This window comes from Bacillus sp. Root920 (assembly GCF_001429445.1).
GTDB classification, from domain to species: Bacteria; Bacillota; Bacilli; order Bacillales; family Bacillaceae; genus Bacillus; species Bacillus safensis.
Map to the genome: position 1 here is coordinate 1,422,828 of NZ_LMJV01000001.1, position 16,957 is coordinate 1,439,784.

Here is a 16,957-nt window from a genome sequence, read left to right on the forward strand (position 1 = left end):
AATAACTATTTTTGAGGCTCGAGTGTTTGTAAATAACCATCAAGATAAAAAGACATTGTACTCATCACATCTGTTTTAAAATCCCTTTTGAATTCTTGCATATTATGATTTTCAAGAATATTAATGACTTCATCAGGTAAGGTGGCAGTGAGTTTGCATCCTGTGATAATTGCTGCTTCAGCTTGAAAAATATCCATCACTTGCGCCTCATTGATCACATCATTTTGACAAAGTAAGTCTGTCATTTCTGTTAGTTTTTCAAATAACATCATTTTTGATTGAAGCATGGTGTCAGAGTCTACGTTTCTTTCCAACACAGAAGTTCGAATTGCTTCTAATCTGATGTACATAGGATTTTTATCAATGATTTCTTCCAGTTCCTTCAGAAAAAGATGTTTGATATCTTGAAGGTTTTTAATTTGTGTTTCAGAAATAATTTCAATGAATCGCTCTAGTCTCTTTACATATTCCCGGCATAATAGCTGGAAGAACAGAGCTTCTTTTGTTTTGAAATAAACAAACAATATGCCTTTAGACAGCTTCGTTTCTTTGGCGATATCTGACATTTTAATTTGGTTATATTCGTTTGTCTCAAAAAGCTCTGCTGCTTTATCTAAAATCGCTTGAGCTCTTAGAGCCTTTGCTTCATCTGTCATCGCTCTTTTCATTATGTTTCAACCTCCATTTCAAAGGTAATCTTGATTTGGAGTCAGACAAAGTGATATATAAGGAAGCAAGTGATTAGCTGAATCTTTTAATGATCTTGTCAAACGTACGATCACCAAGAAGATTCTTCATAAACACCATAGGTTTAGCACCAAACCCAACCAAATAGCGCGTTTTAGGTTTCGTTACAGTGACAGCTTTCACAATTGTATTTGCAATGACTTCTGGTTTTGTTAAATTACTTCCTGAATAAGTCTTTACCATGTTGTCTGCAGATTTGTTGGCAGCTTCTTTATAAGCTCCTTTTGTAGAAGCAGTTCTAAGTTTTTCTGCTGCAATGACTCCCCAGTCGGTTGCAATACCGCCAGGTTCCACAACAATGACATCAATACCAAATGGTTCAACTTCTAATCGTAAGCAATCAGAAAAACCTTCAACTGCAAATTTTGTAGCGTGATACCATGCACCAAACGATGTCCACACTTTACCACCCATAGAAGAAATATTGACGATCTTTCCATAATTGTTTTTTCTCATACTAGGCAGAACAAGCTGTGTCATTCTGGCAAGTCCAAACAAGTTCACTTCTACTTGTCTTCGAGCTTCTTCCATAGATACATCTTCCACTGCACCATATGAGCCGTAGCCCGCATTATTGACAAGCACATCAATTCTTCCTTCTTTGTCCAAAATCTCACGTACACAGTTTACCATAGACTCTTCATCAGTGACATCAAGAGAAATGGTGCTAATTCCTTGAGAGATGAGGTCTTCCATCATTTCTTTTCGACGAGCAGCACCATAAACAATGAAACCTTTCTTATTTAATTCAATTGCTGTGGACTTTCCAATACCTGCTGATGCACCTGTGATAAGAGCAACTTTTTTACTCATTTGTCATTCCTCCTTGTTTTTGACCGAAGGTCACTTATTGATGACTTGTGGTCAATTATAATTGACTTTAAGTCAATTGTAAAGGAAAAATATTAATATGTTTTATAATTTGTTTGATTTTATGTGTTCTCTGAAAAATTTTATAAAGTTATGATTTTTTGGTGTGTAATTAAAATAGTTTTCTTTATGAAGCGAGAAAAATTTATGTAGCAGTATCTTTGTGGAAATGAGAAGGAGGTCAAAATTATTGAAGAGCAGAATGCTGATGCAAATGTTAATGATTCTTCCTTAAAAAAGGTAGAGTAATCCTATCTGAGGGTGTTTTAGCACTAGCATGTCCAGCTCTTTTTTGAATAGTATTTAAGGAGTGCGACCATTTTGAATCGTGGTTGTTGAAATAGGTAATTTTGATGTGAAAGAGTCACTAGACAATAAAAGAACCAGAAACAAAGTATAGGGATATATGACGGCTTGGCCTGCCATCTCGTAGGGGGATAACGACGTTTCAAAGTATTGATGGAAGATAATCCGTTGAACAAATTTTCCTTTCCATACTAATCACACATCTTTTAATAGTATCAGCATATCCAGTTTAAGAGGATTCTTACAAAATATTTAGTATTTTTTGCGAGAATCCTCCTAAATGTAATAATATTTTCATTTATAATTCTCTATTTGTCTATACTTTTCATATCGCTGTTGTATAAGCTCTTCCGAGGATAATGGTATCAATTGTTTTAGAGATGATTCGATGACAGATTCAATCATTTTCGCCTGTGATTTTATATCATTTTGTGCTCCACCTTTTATTTCAGGAATGATTTCATCAATAATTCCTAACTGTTTTAAATCTTTTGCTGAAATTTTCATATGTTCAGCAGCTTCTGGAGCATACTTAGCATCCTTCCATAGGATAGATGCTGCTCCTTCTGGCGAAATGACCGAGTACCATGAATACTCTAACATATGGATATGGTTACCGACACTAATGCCAAGAGCTCCACCACTTGATGCCTCTCCAATTACAATACAAACAATTGGCACTTTAAGCGTAGCCATTTCAAATAGATTTCGAGCTATCGCTTCAGAAATTCCACGTTCTTCAGACCCTTTCCCTGGATAGGCACCTATTGTATCAATAAATGTAATAATAGGGCGATTAAATTTATCAGCTTGTTTCATAAGTCTTAGCGCTTTTCTATATCCTTCTGGATGAGCCATTCCAAAATTTCTTTCTATATTTTCCTTTGTACTTCTACCTCTTTGATGACCAATAACCGTAACGGGCATTCCTTTAAATTTTGCAATACCACCTATCATTGCTTTATCATCACCATATAATCGATCACCATGAAGTTCGAAAAAGTTTGTAAACAATAAAGGTATATAATCCAATGTCGTGGGCCGGTTACGTAGTCTTGCAATTTGAACTCGTTGAAAAGCTGTAAGATTAGAATAAATTTCATCTTGCATTTTATTTAAACGTTTTTCTAATAAATGAATTTCTGACGATAAATCTACATTATTTTCTTTCATCATTTTCTTTAATTCATCAAATTTCTCTTTTAGTTCAATAATAGGACGTTCAAAATCCAAACTCATTTTATCCTCCAAAGGTTATGATTTACCTCACTCTAATCAAAAGACTTAGAAATAGAATCAATAAATAATTCAAAACCATCCACAACTATTTTTTGTTCTGATTCTGATAAATTATTAAGGATACGTTGATAAAATGTAAGGGATTGTTCTCTTAAGCGATTAACAGTAATGTGCCCTTTTTCTGTGAGGTGCAGAAAAAGTTCTCTTCTATTTTTTTCATTTACTTCACGATAAACAAGCCCCATTTTTACTAACTTATCTACCAATCTACTTACAGTTGAAGTCTCTAATCTAAGTTTATTGGATAGTTGCCAAACAGTTAATTTTTCCACCTCTAGTTCCTCTAACGCCATCATTTGAGAAGTTGGTAGAGGTTTTTCAAATGGTCCATTCGGCAAATTTTGAGATTCGAAAACCCCAGTTAATATAATCATTTTCTTAATATCTGTTCTTAGTTTTAAGGCATCTTCTCTTTTCAAAAGGTCACCCTCCTACAATTCATGCATCATACATCAATTGTATTATACATCAATTTGATTTTTTCACAAACTTAACATAAGCCAATGTGACAACATGGACGAGATATTTCTTCTTGTTGAAATGGTTTAAGTGGATTGATCCATAGTCGATCCTCCTGATTGATAGAAGCATCAGGATCTTACACTAAGTAATTTCTGTTTACTATTCTTTCAATAAAAATAGACAAATATGAAAAATAAAGAGAGGGGAGAAAGATATGAAGTCATTTTTACTAATTGGACAATCAAATATGGCAGGGCGCGGCTTTAAACATGAGGTACCTCCGATTTATAATGAAAGAATCATGATGCTGCGAAATGGTAGATGGCAAATGATGACTGAGCCCATTCATTTTGATAGGCCGGTAGCTGGCGTAGGACTAGCGGCTTCCTTTGCGGAGTCTTGGTGTAAGGATCATGAAGGAGAGAAGATTGGTGCAGAGGGTGGCAGTTCCATTGATGAGTGGTCGCTGGATGGAGCATTATTTCGTCATGCATTAAGTGAAGCTAAATTTGCAAAGGAAAGTAGCGAATTGGTCGGGATATTATGGCATCAAGGAGAAAGTGACAGCCAAGATGGGAAATACAAAAGAAATACAAAGAATATTATGAAAAAACACTAAGATTATTTAATGAACTAAGAACTGAATTATCCGTACCTAACATTCCGCTTATAATAGGAGGTTTGGGCGATTTCTTGGGAAAAGTGGCATTTGGCGCAGGATGTGTGGAATATCAACTGATCAATGAGGAACTGCAAAAATATGCACATCATCATGAAAATTGTTATTATGTTACTGCAAAAGGCCTTGCACCTAACCCAGACGGAATTCACATCAATGCGATGTCTCAGAGAATATTTGGTATAAGATATTATGAAGCATTTCGAAAAAAGAACATATACATGAACCATTACCAAATGAATATGAGTTAGTGAATGAATGTCATAATAGAATGAATACCTCAGCGGAGAAAACATATATAGCACTAGAAAAGTTCACGTTGGGCAAGATGACTTACGAAGAGTTGCTGAAGGTTTTATCGTAGGCTAAGTGATAGACTGAAACATAATATATATCTTGAAAGGATGATTGTGTTGGTGAAAACAGATAAAGTCTCCTCCTGAATACAAGAAATTACATTCAGGAGGAGATAAAAATGTTTAAACAAATAGATGAAAATTATCCGAGAAAAGAACACTTCCATCATTATACGAAGGTAACCCGATGCTCATATAGCCTAGTGATCGATCTAGACATTACGAAATTACATGCAATATTAAAAGAAAAAAATCTAAAAGTATATCCTGTGCAAATTTATTTGTTAGCAAGGGCTGTGCAAAAAATACCGGAGTTTCGGATGGATCTAGTGAACGATGAACTTGGTCACTGGGATCTTCTCCACTCTAGTTATACGATTCTAAATAAAGAAACAAAGACATTTTCAAGTATTTGGACGCCTTATGACGAAAACTTTGCTCAGTTTTATAAAAGCTGTGTAGCCGACATTGAAACATTTAGCAAAAGCAGCAACCTATTTCCGAAACCTCATATGCCAGAGAACATGTTCAATATTTCAAGCCTGCCTTGGATTGATTTTACTTCTTTTAACCTTAATGTATCTACAAAAGAGATTTATTTACTGCCAATATTTACGATAGGCAAATTTAAAGTGGAAGAAGGGAAAATCATTTTGCCCGTTGCGATTCAAGTACATCATGCTGTTTGTGATGGCTATCACGTCGGTCAATATGTGGAATATTTGAGGTGGCTTATTGAACATTGTGACGAGTGGTTAAATGATTCAATGCCAATTACCTGAAGACAAAAGGTATGCTCATGGAAATCTAGAAGATGAAGGCAGACCGAAATGAGTCTGCCTTTTTGTTTTGTGATGAGAATGAAAATGTTCCAAAGGTTTACTGAGGCTATATTTGTTCTTTTTGCGGTTTCTTTTCGGTGCTTTGTAAATTCTTGTATGTGATAATAAATGTCATATAAGAGAGTTCGGTGGAAGGGGAATAAGGGATGGAGAAAGTTCTTTCTTCACATGTAGGTGTGAAAATAAATGAATGGTATAAAATGATTCGGCAATTCAGTGTACCTGATGCAGAGATTTTGAAAGCTGAAGTCGAACGAGAAATTGAGCGAATGGAAGAGGATCAAGACCTGCTCATTTATTATCAATTAATGTGTTTTCGACATCAGCTTATGCTCGATTATATTAAACCTTCAGAAAAACGATCGCCTTCTGTTTCTGATTTGGTTGATAAAATTGAAAACTCAAATCATCAACTTTCTGGTATGCTGCAATACTATAATGCTTTTTTTAGAGGAATGTATGAGTTTAGTAAGAAAGAATACATACAGGCTATTCAATATTATAAGATCGCTGAAAGGCAGCTGGCATTGGTTGTCGATGATATTGAGCAAGCGGAGTTTCACTTCAAGGTGGCTGAAGCCTACTATATTATGAAACAAACTCATGTTTCTATGCATCATATTATAAAGGCCTTAGACATCTATAAGCAGCATGAACAATATAAAGTTCGCCAAATACAAAGCTTGATTGTTATTGCAGGAAATTATGATGATTTCAAGCGATATGACAAGTCATTAGAGCATCTAAATACAGCTTTTTCTATAGCAGAAGAGCTCGCCGATAATATGTTAATTGCTAAAATTCTATTGAACATAGCGAATACATATGATCGACAACAAAAGTACACTGAAGCAATCATACGCTACAGAGAAGTTTTAGACATTATTACACCACGAAGTATTGATATAAAACCAATCACCCTATTTAGTTTAAGTTGGTCGTTGTATAAGTCTAGTCAACATGATGAAGCCGCTCCACTCGTAGAAGATGGTCTTAAGTGCTCCTTAGAGAGAAATGATTCGTTGTGTTTGATGTTATTTAAAGCTTTAAAAGCGATTTATATAAATGCTAATGAGAAAGCCATTCAAGAAGTGCTAGATTATTTTGAGGAAAAGCAACTATATGTCTATGTCGAGGCATTTGCTCAAAGTATAGGATTATCTTCTGAAAAAAAAGGGGACTTTGAAAAAGCTGCCGAATATTACAGAAAGGCTCTTAAAGCTCAAAATGATATTCAAAAAGGAGAGTGTCTGTATGATTATTAAAAAATTACTAGTCATTGTATCCATTGTATTGTTAAGTGTTTCAACAGCAGAAATTTTGAAAATCATTGAAACAAAATCAATTCGGAATACAACAATGGAGGAACAACAAAAATCAAATCGAAATACGACTATCATTGATCGAAATACAACCTCTGAAAACGTATAGACAAGATTAAAACAGACTTTAATAGTCTGTTTTTTTATGAAGTAGAATGGCAAATGAATAGTTGGTCAATGTTATACTTATCTCAATAGATATAGGGAGGCATCCACTTTGAAACCTTTTTGGGAGAAAGAAGAAGCGAGTCCTTTCACGTTAGAAAAGATAGAAAAGGAAAAAATTCGTGAAGCAGAGGGAAGACTTGGTGTCGCTTTACCTGATACATATAAAAAGCTCATCTTAGAATGGAATGGTGGCTTTACAGTTCGTAATGCGTTTCCAACGGAACAACCGAATTCATGGGCTGAGGATCATGTTCAATTTGACCATCTAAGAGGAATCGCCAAAGATGATGGCATCATGAATAGTTCCCAGTTAAGTGATGAATTGGAGCTGCCGGAGGGACTTGTGATCATCAGCGGAGAGGAAGATACATGGATCGCAATGGATTATCGAAAAACGAAGGAACACCCGCCTATTCACTATTTTGATTTAGAAATGGGAGTCGATTTTAAGCTGGCGGATACTTTCGATGATTTTATTGAGCAGTTATATACAGCTGAAGACGCGATGGTCGAGGTAGTAGAGATTGATGATGAATCTTCTGAATTATATATAAGTAGAGAAGAGCTTGAACTCATATTTGAGAGAGGAGACCTTCGTCAGCAAAATCTCTTTAAAATGGCACATTATCTGATGGAAGACATTGAAGAGATTGAATGGTTTTTCGATCGAATGAAAAAATGCATCAAACAGATAAAAGATCAAAATGTCTTGTACGAAGCAGCCACGACTGTTCACTCCATTCTTTTGTTAAATCCAGATATGCCAAGGAATGACCGTATCAATAAAGAGCTGCAAGAAATTGCTGAGTTTCTAGAAAAGAGTGGAGAGTCTCTTACCGTTCTTTTGGGAGAAGACATTCATCCAGTGAAAAAATGATAGTGAAAGAATAAAAGCCCTCAAAGGGCTTTTAAAAATGTAGTTTAAGACCTCTTTTTATTTAAGGTTTTCATGATGAATAATGCTATATATGAAGCAATGAATGAGCCTAAAGTGTAAACAACTGACCACCCTAAGAAGGAGATATTAAAAAGTGTAAATATCAGGATGAGCAAAATGATAAAGCTCACAACTGGCATGAAATAAACCTTTTGTACAATCAATGTGACGATAAAAGAAGCGATGATCATACTGACTGGAAGCAAGCCGAATGCGAATTCTAAATGAGTCATATCAATTCTCCCTTTAAATGACCTAGCTACATTTGAGTTTAATAAATTTATTAGACAAAAGAATCAATAACCATATCATAACAAGGAAAATCCAATTATTTCACTTTATGTAATTTAATGATGTGTCTGATGATTTTAAATTCTTCTTTTTGTAATGTTATTGAAAGGCATATTTAAATAAAGTATAGTAACTTTATATAACAAAGAGGAGGATGGTTAAAGATGATGCATGCAGGAAGATTACGCCAGCAAACTTTGAACAATCAGTAATTTCATATGTTCAAAGGCTCTGTTTTCATCAAACGGAGTAAACGGGGTAGTCTGCACATTTTTAATGATCTTCAGCGGGAAAGTATGCAAATTTACTAGAAGACAGGCAGATAATTGTTCTGTCTTTTTTTGTATGTTTTTATAATACAAAGAAAGGTATAAGTCTAGCTTTGTTTACTCTGACCAAAAAAAGTAGTCTGTTTGTGGTTTTTTGTGATGATATTCTTGATGCCTATTGATCATGACTAAATGAGCAATTGGAGGAATGGATATGAATAGACTGGAATTAAAGCAGTTAGCCAAACATCACGGATTAGAGATTTTAGAGAATACCATGAAAATAAATGAATCAGGTGTTGATTTCCGTGTCGCACATGTCGAAGATTTACATGGTGATCAATGGATATTAAGAGTGCCTCGCAGACCTGAATCAATGAAACATACCTTACAAGAAAAAAAGACATTAGATCATATGAGTAAGCAGGTTCACTTTCAGGTCCCTAAGTGGTCTATCTTTACAGAAAGTCTGATTGCTTATAAACAATTAGAGGGGGTACCGGCGGCTAGTATTGATGTGGAGAAGCAATCGTATGTGTGGAGTTTTGACCAAACGAATGTACCGCAAGCCTATTACGAATCATTAGGAAGAGTTCTAGCGAATGTACATTCGTTAGATCAACAGCCATTTAAAACGATCGGTGTGGAGATGCTCCGTGCTCATGAATTAAGAGCATCAATGAAACAGCGAATGGAACGTGTCAAATCGCAATACACCTTTAACAGCGGTTTATGGGAGCGCTGGCAAGCATGGCTTGATAAAGATTCTTTATGGCCGCCTTTCGTGGGGGTGAAGCATGGAGATTTACATCCTGGCCACATTCTGATTGATGAAAATCAATGTGTGACGGGTGTGATTGATTGGACTGAAGTGGGGATTGGTGATGTATCTGTAGACTTTTTGTCGCATCAACTTCTCTTTGGGAAAGAAGGGTTAACAAAACTTATCCATGCGTATGAAAAAGCAGGCGGGAGAACTTGGCCAGGAATGGATGAACATATAATAGAACTTCTGACTACAAGTGCGATCACTGTGGCCGAGTATGCACAGAGATCAGGATTGAAAGATATGCATGAAACTGCAGCATACATGTTGGCAAACGAAAGTTAATCAATCAGAATGAATCCAAAAAAAGCCCCTGAAAAGGGCTTTTTTTAATCTAATTCATGAAAAAACTGTTTGAGTTGATCGATCAAATGATCCATAGTCAAAGAAAATAAAAGGCATAAGCACCTTTATCTGTCTTGAGGTATGAGTTACAATCTATCCAAAATCCATTAAAATAAAGAAAAACTGATAAAGGAGCAACCACATGAATTTCAATTTAAATGAAGCTTTGGATATGTTGAGTCGAACTCCTCACACGTTAGAAAGTCTTTTGTCGGGTTTATCGAAGGATTGGCTTCACAGCCGTGAAGGGGAGGGGACGTGGAATCCAGTTGAAGTCATTGAACATTTGATTGAAGCAGAGAAATTCAATTGGATTCCTCGATTAAATGTGATTCTTGCTGATGGAGAGAATACACCATTTCCTGCGTTTGACCGCTACTCCCATTTGAACCATTCTGAAAGAGAGATAGAACAAGTACTATCTGAGTTTCATCATGTGCGGATGGGGAATGTGGCATACATTCAGCGTATGACACATTCAGGCCTTGATTTAGAGAAAAAGGGCGTTCATCCGGAGTTTGGGGTCGTGCAAGTGAGCGAATTACTTTCTGCGTGGGTTGTCCATGACTTCACACATATGTCCCAGATTGTTCGGGTCATGGCGGAACGATATCGAGCCGATGTGGGTCCATGGAGCGCTTATTTAGGAATTTTGAATAAAAAATAATTGTTTAATGGTGCTTAGCGGCCCACTCAGATTGAAGCATGGCATATTGATATTCATCAACCCAATGTCCCTTAGACATATAATTTTGCAGCAAATGTCCTTCGCGTCTCATTTCTAAACGTTCCAGCACTCGAATGGATTTTTCGTTGCGCACATCTGTAAAGGCAATGATTTTATGTTTGTTCAGTGTCATAAAAATATATTCGAAGATTGAACTGAGAGCTTCATGAATATAGCCCATTCCTTGGTATTCAGGCGCGAGTGTAAAACCTATTTCAACAATTCTTGGCTCACTGTCAAGCGTATGAATGGCGCAATCTCCTATCAGCTGATTGGAGTCAGATAAGGCAATAGCGTATTGAAACCACGTCCCCGGTTGATTAGGTTTTTGTGTCATTTGATGTTGAACAAATGATTCAGCATCTTCGTATGTGTAGTTTTCCCAAGATTGAAATTTTGCAATAGAAGGATTTGCTCGGTATTGATAAAATGCTTCAATATCCTGCCTGTCAAATTGGCGAATAACAACCCGGTTTGTTCTTGTAAATATGCTGTTTTCATTCTTCATGTGTTTACCTCACTTTTTAGTTTGTTCTTGATTTGAAAAAGTCTATCAGCCATTCAGATAGCTGCTGTTGTGCTTTGCTGACAAATCGATCTGCATAATAAATTAATTCCAAGTGACGGACAGGTGCTGGCTCAGCAATAGGAATCGAAACAATATTTGGCCACGTCGAATGTTGTTTTAGTAATCCTCTTGGCTGAATGGTTGCGCCGATTCCCGCTTCAACCAGCTGCAATAGCGAAGATGCAGACCCAACCTCCATGGCAGTGTCCAGTTCAACACCCTGTTCTTTACATACGTCTTCAACTAAATCCCTTCCTAGATATCCCTTCGGATACATGACCAACGCATGCTGAGTCAGCTCTTCTAAAGTCACTTCACTCTTTTGGGCCAAATCACTTTCTGAATGAACAAATAATTCGTAAGGCTCACTACCAAGTGGAATTTGAACGAGACGCTTATCCGCAGGCCCTCGCAGCCCGATGCCGAGATCCACTTTATGCGAAAGGACTTCTTCACGAACGAAGATATTTGAATATGCCTTCAGATTGGTTTCGGGGTAAAGGGTTTTAAATTCTACAAAAAGTGGAACCAGCTGAAAATCAAGATCGGATGGGAGTACTGCGAGACGAACGGTTCCTCGTTTTTCTGATAATAGTTCTTTCATCGCATTTTTTGCATCTCTTTCAGCTTGAAGCATTTTCATGCCATATTGATAAAGCAGCGAACCAGCTTCGGTAGCAACGACTTTTTTTCCGATACGATCAAAGAGCGGCATCCCAACTTCTGCTTCAAGCAGTCGAATTTGCTGGCTAAGTGTAGGCTGTGATATGCCTAGCTGCTCAGCAGCCTTTGTAAAATGCAAATGATTGAATACAGCCATAAAATAGGTAATATGCCGGGTATCCATATATCTTCCTTTCGTAAATGATAGTTTTCTCCTATCATCATAATACGAATTATTGTATTGATCAATGAATGCAGCAGATTTATACTCAAAGTAACCTTAACAAGATGAGAGAGAAAGAAGGGTATTGATGAAAAAAATATATTATTTAGCCGCTTTATTTTTAGCGGCATTAAACTTACGTCCGATCATTACTTCCGTGGCTTCCATGATGAGCATGATCCAATCAGAGCTTGGCGTAAACGCACTGACAGCAAGTCTTTTGACCACTTTGCCTGTTCTTTGTATGGGAATATTTGCTCCTGTTGCGACGATACTCAGCCGGCGGTTTGGTTTAGAGAGAACGCTGTTTTTCTCGATTCTTCTTATCACGATTGCCACCGCACTGCGTGGTACAAGCCAATCGGTTGCTATCCTGCTCATGACTGCGTTTGCAGGAGGGGTAGGGATTAGCTTTGCGGGTCCTTTATTGTCTAGTTTTATTAAAAAATATTTCCCGAGAAATCCTGGTATTGTCAGTGTGTATTCAATTTCGATGACGATAGGTGCAGCGCTCGCTTCCGGCTTCACCATTCCAATTTATCTTCGTAGCCAGCATCATCTTCCATTTGCGTTGTCCTGCTGGGCTATTCTAGGAGTGATTGCACTTATTCTATGGGTCGGTTTAGTTCGCAAAAATGAGCAGAGTGATCATGTAACTTTGCCGTTAAAATTGCCGTTGAGAAACAAAAAGGCCATACAATTCACCTTGTTCTTTGGCTTTATGTCCAGTATGTTTTATTCTTTGACGGCATGGATTTCACCGATTGCTCTTAGTTTCGGAAACAGTCCGCAATATGCTGCCATGCTCTTGACCATATTTACACTCATTCAGATTCCGGTGGCACTACTCGTTCCAGCGGTCGTTACTCGATTAGGAAAACCGAAATTATTTCTCATCTTATGCAGTCTGTCAGAACTCATTGGACTTATCTTTCTTCTTCTGCCAATGCCGATCTTGCCAGCCGTCATTTTCCTAGGTATGGGTGCAGGTGGATTATTTCCTTTAGCGCTTATGCTCCCGATTATGGAGACGAATACTCCAGAGGAAGCCGGAACCTGGTCCGCGATGTCGCAGATGGGCGGGTACATCGTGGGTGGATTCGGTCCGTTTTTCATTGGCTTGGTTTTCGATCTAAGTGGACATTTTTATGCTTCCATTGTGGCAATGCTTGTCATCGTCATGCTGATGATTGGCGTTCAGTTATCAATGAAACTTGGTAGAAAAGCAGGAGAAGTGTCGAGTTAAATAATGCTGCTTCACATTTCAATAAAAACGGGGGAATTCTATTGCTCATTCGAGAAGCAAAAACGATCGATTATCCACAATTAAGGCAAATCTATTTAGAATCAAGGCGCCAGAGCTTTCACTGGCTCAATCCAGGAGACCTCAATCTGCAAGATTTTGATCAAGATACGCAGGAAGAGCAAATTTTCTTAGCTGAGGAGAACAATAAAATCCTTGGATTCATTTCTCTATATGTACCAGATCGTTTTATTCATCTCTTGTTTGTACATCCTGAAGCTGCTGGTCAAGGGGCAGGCGATCTGCTGCTCAAACAAGCGATAAAAGTTTTGGGAACACCGGTCACCCTCAAATGTGTCTCCGAAAATCACAAAGCTTTATCTTTTTATCAAAAAAGAGGGTGGAAGGCTGTTGTAGAAGAAGGAGAACCTGGGGCGGAATACTGGGTGCTTATTTATGAATAGAAGTCTTTTTATCTTATCATTCACAGGGCCCTTTATAGGGCCTTTTTGCGGTTTCTTTTCGGTGTCGAATGGTTCATAAAATGATAATATATGTCATTATAGGGAAAATAGAGGAAGGGGTAAGGGCTGATGGAGAAATTGCTTTCTTCTCACGTCGGTTTGAAAATCAATGAATGGTATTATCATATTCAAAGATTTAACGTACCGGACGCCGAAGCATATAAAGAGGAAATCAAATCAATGCTTGATCATATGGAAGAAAATCAAGATTTATTATTGTATTTCTCACTCATGGAGTTCAGACATAAATTAATGCTTGATTACTTGAATCCTTTAGAAAATGGGAAAGAGCGGGCCAACTTCAAGGAGCTCGCAATGAAGATCAAAAGGGACCAAGAGAAATTAACAGGATTACTCGAGTATTACTTCAATTTTTTCTACGGCATGTATGAATTTGAAAACTATGAATACCTAAATGCGATTACCTTCTATAAACGGGCAGAAAAAAAGCTGTCTCTTGTCAGCGACGATATTGAACGGGCCGAGTTCAATTACAAGATGGCTGAAATCTATTACCACATGAAACAAACCCACATGTCCATGCACCATATCGCACAGGCGATACAATGTTATCGAGAAAAAGATACATACACAGTAAGAGAAATACAATGTTCTTTTGTCATCGGATTAAACTATATAGATATGGGCTGCCCCGAAAAAGCAATACCCCATTTTCAACACGCACTAGAAAAAGCCGCCGACAACTCAACAAAACGATTAAAAGGATCAGCACTCTATAATTTAGGGTTGAGTTATTTTCATAACAATAACCTTTCAATGGCAATTAAATATTTTAATGAATCTATTCATTCGTTTAAAGAACAGGGATATGAGCATTTAAGCAAAATCCTTGATCCGCTGGTCATGTTGACAAAATCATACTTTAAAGATAATCAGAGTGATTTAGGTTTATATGCATTAAACTATGGGATCGAGTTAGCTGAAAAATTAAAGGATGATATTTTTATAAATACATTCATTATGTTGAAATCACTATATATAGATAACAATGTGAATCGTATAACAGAGTCAATGGCTTATTTGGAATCAAAGTCTTTTTTTGCAAATCTTGAAGATTTAGCGAAAGATGCAGCGAAGCATTATAATAAAGCAGGAGATATAGAACGCTCAAACGAATTTTACGAGAAGATTCTATATTTCCAACACCAAATTAAAAGGGGAGACTGTCTTTATGAAATTTAAGTCAGTAGCAACCGTATTTATAATTGTCAGTGTGTTAGGTGCTTTTAGCTATGTTTCGTCAAACGATATCCATAATGAAGCCCAAAGAGGACATACATCTAGTATCGGTTATTTTGCTTAAACTAAAAGAGCCTTTATAATGGCTTTTTTGGTTTTCAATGTGCTAAGCCTTAAAAAAATGAATCGTAATAGAAAGGGAGCGGCCGTTGTCCGTTCTTTTTTGTTTTAAAGATTCAAATCTTGAAAAATATGTATTTTTCATCATACATCACATTATTTTTAATATCCTACTGCATTCTATTTTAAAGGATGTTACCGTTGTTTGTAAGGAATGATTGGCCAGTCTTCCAATACGAGTTGGAGGGAAATCATGAATTACAAAATTGAAATGTTAACGAATATGAAAATGGCGTATATGAGAAATATCGGATCATATGGCAGCAAAGAGAATTTTGAGATGATGAAGAGATTTAAAAAATGGATCAAGCAACATCAATTAAATGATGAATTAAAGGAATATGGTATATATGGTGTTCCTCAAGATGATCCTGGAAAAATTCCATCAGAAAAATGCAGATACGACCTCATGCTTATGACAAATAGAGATTTCACAAAAGATCAAATGGTTCAGACTGGCCATTTTGAAGGAGGAAAGTATGCTGTGTTTACGGTGACACATACAACTGAAAAAGTGAATTTGTTTTGGAGACAATTGCCTCAAATGATCCAAAACAATCGATTAAACATGCGTCAGGCACCTATAATGGAGAGATATAAAGAAGAAGAAGGCGAAGATAAGGTGTGTGAATTCTTACTGCCTATCTTTTAAACATTTTATCAAACTGCAATGAAAACAGACCTCATATGGTCTGTTTTCATGAGTATTATATGTTTAAATATTTTAGGACTCGTTCCTTTAAATATCGGTATTGATCCTCATTCGTATCTTCAAATGCTTCTTCTCGATTTGAAGGTACATCCATATAAACGATTTCCTCAGAGAATTGTGAAGAAGTAAAGTCGATTCTTGTTCCATTCACTACGTTGTAAAAGTGCCATCCGTTGGGTAATGCGGTTTTGTTTATTTTTCCGCCTAAAAGATCATGGACGACTAAAGAAGTGACACCGCATTGTCCATTGGCCGGGTTGTCTTTACTCCATTTTGAACTAGATTGAGAGGACCAGGCTTTAAAAAGAGCATCAATGATTTCGTCTGTCGTGTAGAGGTTCATCATAAAAATCCTTTCTATTTAAAAGCGAAATGAATATAGTATCTGTTTAGTCTATAGTAGATTTTTTTTCGATCAAAATCCAGATGCTATACTTGATTAAACCAAAATAACAATGAGGGTCATGACAGGAGGAGCATGGAGTGATATTCATCATAGGCATTGTAATCGCTTTTATTGTTGCTATTTTAGGCTTTACTATTTTCGTAGATGTAGGTAATGGGCTGGGAACGGTTTTTAGCATCATCGGTGCAATGGTCATTTTATGGATAGCGGGTAGGCTGCAAAGACAAAAAGAAAAGAATGATCCAAACATATTATTAGATAAAATGATGATGCTTTTTCAAGAAGACGGTTTTCAGGCTTCCACATACCTTTTTTCACAAAATGTTGATAAAGGCTTTGCGATTGATGATGAGCGAAAGGTAATGCGCTTTATTACACACCAACCTGGCGGCTCATCTCGAAAATTCAGGTTTGAAGTCACTGAGCTTTCCTTGAAAGAGTTGAAACAAGTTGACATGTTAGAAGATGGTGTGCCGATTGAACAATCTGTTGAGATTGATAATAATGAAGAGATCTCGACACTTGAATTGAGATTAACTATGAATGATCAGGAATCATCAACGATCACGCTCACCTTTCTGACATTTGATGTGCCTGTTCGTAAGAGCACTGCCGAATATTTGACTGAACGAGAAAATCTGGAAGAGATTTATCATGAAATTGATTCAATGATGAAATCTGCGGATTAATGAAATGCCTGTTCATAAAGAAGAAATCACCATTTGAGGTGGTTTCTTTTTTTATGTCAATCAAGACAAGGCTGGTTCAATCATTGCGGTTGAATGTTTTTCT

At 36.7% G+C, this 16,957-nt stretch carries 19 protein-coding genes and 1 pseudogene; 12 read left to right on the top strand and 8 right to left on the bottom strand.

All coding sequences use genetic code 11. The features are described from left to right. Positions 1–5: 5 nt before the first annotated feature. The 4 genes from ASE42_RS06885 to ASE42_RS06900 form a co-directional block, all read right to left on the bottom strand. Positions 6–668 (bottom strand): TetR/AcrR family transcriptional regulator, encoded by a 663-nt coding sequence (locus tag ASE42_RS06885; protein WP_056766188.1) that lies wholly within the window; start codon positions 666–668, stop codon positions 6–8. A 73-nt stretch (positions 669–741) separates the two neighbouring features. Beyond that, positions 742–1,560: an oxidoreductase gene (locus tag ASE42_RS06890; protein WP_056766189.1), complete on the bottom strand. Its 819-nt coding sequence runs from the start codon at positions 1,558–1,560 to the stop codon at positions 742–744. Positions 1,561–2,217: 657 nt separating this feature from the next. Next, a complete protein-coding gene (locus ASE42_RS06895; protein ID WP_056766191.1) occupies positions 2,218–3,162 on the bottom strand; it encodes an acetyl-CoA carboxylase carboxyltransferase subunit alpha in 945 nt (314 codons plus the stop codon). A gap of 32 nt (positions 3,163–3,194) precedes the next feature. Next, positions 3,195–3,641: a MarR family winged helix-turn-helix transcriptional regulator gene (locus ASE42_RS06900; protein ID WP_056766193.1), complete on the bottom strand. Its 447-nt coding sequence runs from the start codon at positions 3,639–3,641 to the stop codon at positions 3,195–3,197. A 257-nt stretch (positions 3,642–3,898) separates the two neighbouring features. Between ASE42_RS06900 and ASE42_RS06905 the strand changes: the two are divergent. The 5 genes and pseudogenes from ASE42_RS06905 (at position 3,899) to ASE42_RS06925 (ending at position 7,928) form a co-directional block, all read left to right on the top strand. Continuing rightward, positions 3,899–4,727, top strand: a pseudogene (locus tag ASE42_RS06905) (sialate O-acetylesterase). A gap of 111 nt (positions 4,728–4,838) precedes the next feature. Next, positions 4,839–5,501: a type A chloramphenicol O-acetyltransferase gene (gene catA, locus ASE42_RS06910; RefSeq protein ID WP_056766195.1), complete on the top strand. Its 663-nt coding sequence runs from the start codon at positions 4,839–4,841 to the stop codon at positions 5,499–5,501. Positions 5,502–5,707: 206 nt separating this feature from the next. Then, the gene (locus tag ASE42_RS06915; protein WP_056766197.1) at positions 5,708–6,826 is read left to right on the top strand and encodes a Rap family tetratricopeptide repeat protein; all 1,119 of its coding nucleotides are present in this window, start codon (positions 5,708–5,710) and stop codon (positions 6,824–6,826) included. Further along, positions 6,816–6,992, top strand: coding sequence for a hypothetical protein (locus tag ASE42_RS06920; RefSeq protein ID WP_025093434.1), 177 nt, complete (start codon positions 6,816–6,818; stop codon positions 6,990–6,992). The genes ASE42_RS06915 and ASE42_RS06920 overlap by 11 nt, the downstream gene beginning before the upstream one ends. A gap of 108 nt (positions 6,993–7,100) precedes the next feature. After that, entirely contained in the window at positions 7,101–7,928 is an 828-nt protein-coding gene (locus ASE42_RS06925) for an SMI1/KNR4 family protein (RefSeq protein ID WP_056766199.1), read from the top strand. Positions 7,929–7,972: 44 nt separating this feature from the next. Here ASE42_RS06925 and ASE42_RS06930 read toward each other — a convergent pair whose 3' ends face one another. Continuing rightward, positions 7,973–8,221 (bottom strand): DUF2651 family protein, encoded by a 249-nt coding sequence (locus ASE42_RS06930; protein WP_056766201.1) that lies wholly within the window; start codon positions 8,219–8,221, stop codon positions 7,973–7,975. Positions 8,222–8,762: 541 nt separating this feature from the next. Here ASE42_RS06930 and ASE42_RS06935 point away from each other — a divergent pair. Next, a complete protein-coding gene (locus ASE42_RS06935) occupies positions 8,763–9,659 on the top strand; it encodes a macrolide 2'-phosphotransferase (RefSeq protein WP_056766202.1) in 897 nt (298 codons plus the stop codon). A 202-nt stretch (positions 9,660–9,861) separates the two neighbouring features. Next, entirely contained in the window at positions 9,862–10,386 is a 525-nt protein-coding gene (locus ASE42_RS06940) for a DinB family protein (RefSeq protein ID WP_024426757.1), read from the top strand. 4 nt (positions 10,387–10,390) lie between these two features. Here ASE42_RS06940 and ASE42_RS06945 read toward each other — a convergent pair whose 3' ends face one another. Further along, the gene (locus ASE42_RS06945; RefSeq protein WP_056766204.1) at positions 10,391–10,954 is read right to left on the bottom strand and encodes a GNAT family N-acetyltransferase; all 564 of its coding nucleotides are present in this window, start codon (positions 10,952–10,954) and stop codon (positions 10,391–10,393) included. Between the two features lie 16 nt (positions 10,955–10,970). Next, positions 10,971–11,861 (bottom strand): LysR family transcriptional regulator, encoded by an 891-nt coding sequence (locus tag ASE42_RS06950; RefSeq protein WP_056766205.1) that lies wholly within the window; start codon positions 11,859–11,861, stop codon positions 10,971–10,973. A 127-nt stretch (positions 11,862–11,988) separates the two neighbouring features. Here ASE42_RS06950 and ASE42_RS06955 point away from each other — a divergent pair, with 127 nt between their 5' ends. The 4 genes from ASE42_RS06955 to ASE42_RS06970 all read left to right on the top strand — a co-directional run bounded on the left by ASE42_RS06955 (position 11,989) and on the right by ASE42_RS06970 (position 15,699). Further along, positions 11,989–13,146, top strand: coding sequence for a CynX/NimT family MFS transporter (locus ASE42_RS06955; RefSeq protein WP_056766207.1), 1,158 nt, complete (start codon positions 11,989–11,991; stop codon positions 13,144–13,146). A 41-nt stretch (positions 13,147–13,187) separates the two neighbouring features. Further along, a complete protein-coding gene (locus ASE42_RS06960) occupies positions 13,188–13,607 on the top strand; it encodes a GNAT family N-acetyltransferase (RefSeq protein WP_034621724.1) in 420 nt (139 codons plus the stop codon). Positions 13,608–13,736: 129 nt separating this feature from the next. Next, on the top strand, positions 13,737–14,870 hold the full coding sequence (locus tag ASE42_RS06965; RefSeq protein ID WP_056766209.1) for a Rap family tetratricopeptide repeat protein: 1,134 nt from the start codon (positions 13,737–13,739) through the stop codon (positions 14,868–14,870). A 370-nt stretch (positions 14,871–15,240) separates the two neighbouring features. Then, the gene (locus ASE42_RS06970) at positions 15,241–15,699 is read left to right on the top strand and encodes a GyrI-like domain-containing protein (protein ID WP_056766212.1); all 459 of its coding nucleotides are present in this window, start codon (positions 15,241–15,243) and stop codon (positions 15,697–15,699) included. Between the two features lie 55 nt (positions 15,700–15,754). Here the strand turns inward: ASE42_RS06970 and ASE42_RS06975 are convergent, their stop codons facing one another. Next, positions 15,755–16,102, bottom strand: a complete 348-nt coding sequence (locus ASE42_RS06975) for a hypothetical protein (protein ID WP_087975684.1) — start codon at positions 16,100–16,102, stop codon at positions 15,755–15,757. 140 nt (positions 16,103–16,242) lie between these two features. Here ASE42_RS06975 and ASE42_RS06980 point away from each other — a divergent pair, with 140 nt between their 5' ends. Next, positions 16,243–16,854, top strand: a complete 612-nt coding sequence (locus tag ASE42_RS06980; RefSeq protein ID WP_056766214.1) for a GlsB/YeaQ/YmgE family stress response membrane protein — start codon at positions 16,243–16,245, stop codon at positions 16,852–16,854. The last annotated feature ends 103 nt before the right edge of the window (positions 16,855–16,957 follow it).

What these genes read in the sequence shown, in the direction of transcription:
- ASE42_RS06930 (WP_056766201.1), bottom strand. Translation starts at nt 8,221, where the DNA reads ATGACTCATTTAGAATTCGCATTCGGCTTGCTTCCAGTCAGTATGATC.
- ASE42_RS06920 (WP_025093434.1), top strand. Translation starts at nt 6,816, where the DNA reads ATGATTATTAAAAAATTACTAGTCATTGTATCCATTGTATTGTTAAGT.
- ASE42_RS06975 (WP_087975684.1), bottom strand. Translation starts at nt 16,102, where the DNA reads ATGAACCTCTACACGACAGACGAAATCATTGATGCTCTTTTTAAAGCC.
- ASE42_RS06935 (WP_056766202.1), top strand. Translation starts at nt 8,763, where the DNA reads ATGAATAGACTGGAATTAAAGCAGTTAGCCAAACATCACGGATTAGAG.
- ASE42_RS06950 (WP_056766205.1), bottom strand. Translation starts at nt 11,861, where the DNA reads ATGGATACCCGGCATATTACCTATTTTATGGCTGTATTCAATCATTTG.
- ASE42_RS06970 (WP_056766212.1), top strand. Translation starts at nt 15,241, where the DNA reads ATGAATTACAAAATTGAAATGTTAACGAATATGAAAATGGCGTATATG.
- ASE42_RS06945 (WP_056766204.1), bottom strand. Translation starts at nt 10,954, where the DNA reads ATGAAGAATGAAAACAGCATATTTACAAGAACAAACCGGGTTGTTATT.
- catA (WP_056766195.1), top strand. Translation starts at nt 4,839, where the DNA reads ATGTTTAAACAAATAGATGAAAATTATCCGAGAAAAGAACACTTCCAT.
- ASE42_RS06890 (WP_056766189.1), bottom strand. Translation starts at nt 1,560, where the DNA reads ATGAGTAAAAAAGTTGCTCTTATCACAGGTGCATCAGCAGGTATTGGA.
- ASE42_RS06915 (WP_056766197.1), top strand. Translation starts at nt 5,708, where the DNA reads ATGGAGAAAGTTCTTTCTTCACATGTAGGTGTGAAAATAAATGAATGG.
- ASE42_RS06885 (WP_056766188.1), bottom strand. Translation starts at nt 668, where the DNA reads ATGAAAAGAGCGATGACAGATGAAGCAAAGGCTCTAAGAGCTCAAGCG.
- ASE42_RS06895 (WP_056766191.1), bottom strand. Translation starts at nt 3,162, where the DNA reads ATGAGTTTGGATTTTGAACGTCCTATTATTGAACTAAAAGAGAAATTT.
- ASE42_RS06965 (WP_056766209.1), top strand. Translation starts at nt 13,737, where the DNA reads ATGGAGAAATTGCTTTCTTCTCACGTCGGTTTGAAAATCAATGAATGG.
- ASE42_RS06940 (WP_024426757.1), top strand. Translation starts at nt 9,862, where the DNA reads ATGAATTTCAATTTAAATGAAGCTTTGGATATGTTGAGTCGAACTCCT.
- ASE42_RS06955 (WP_056766207.1), top strand. Translation starts at nt 11,989, where the DNA reads ATGAAAAAAATATATTATTTAGCCGCTTTATTTTTAGCGGCATTAAAC.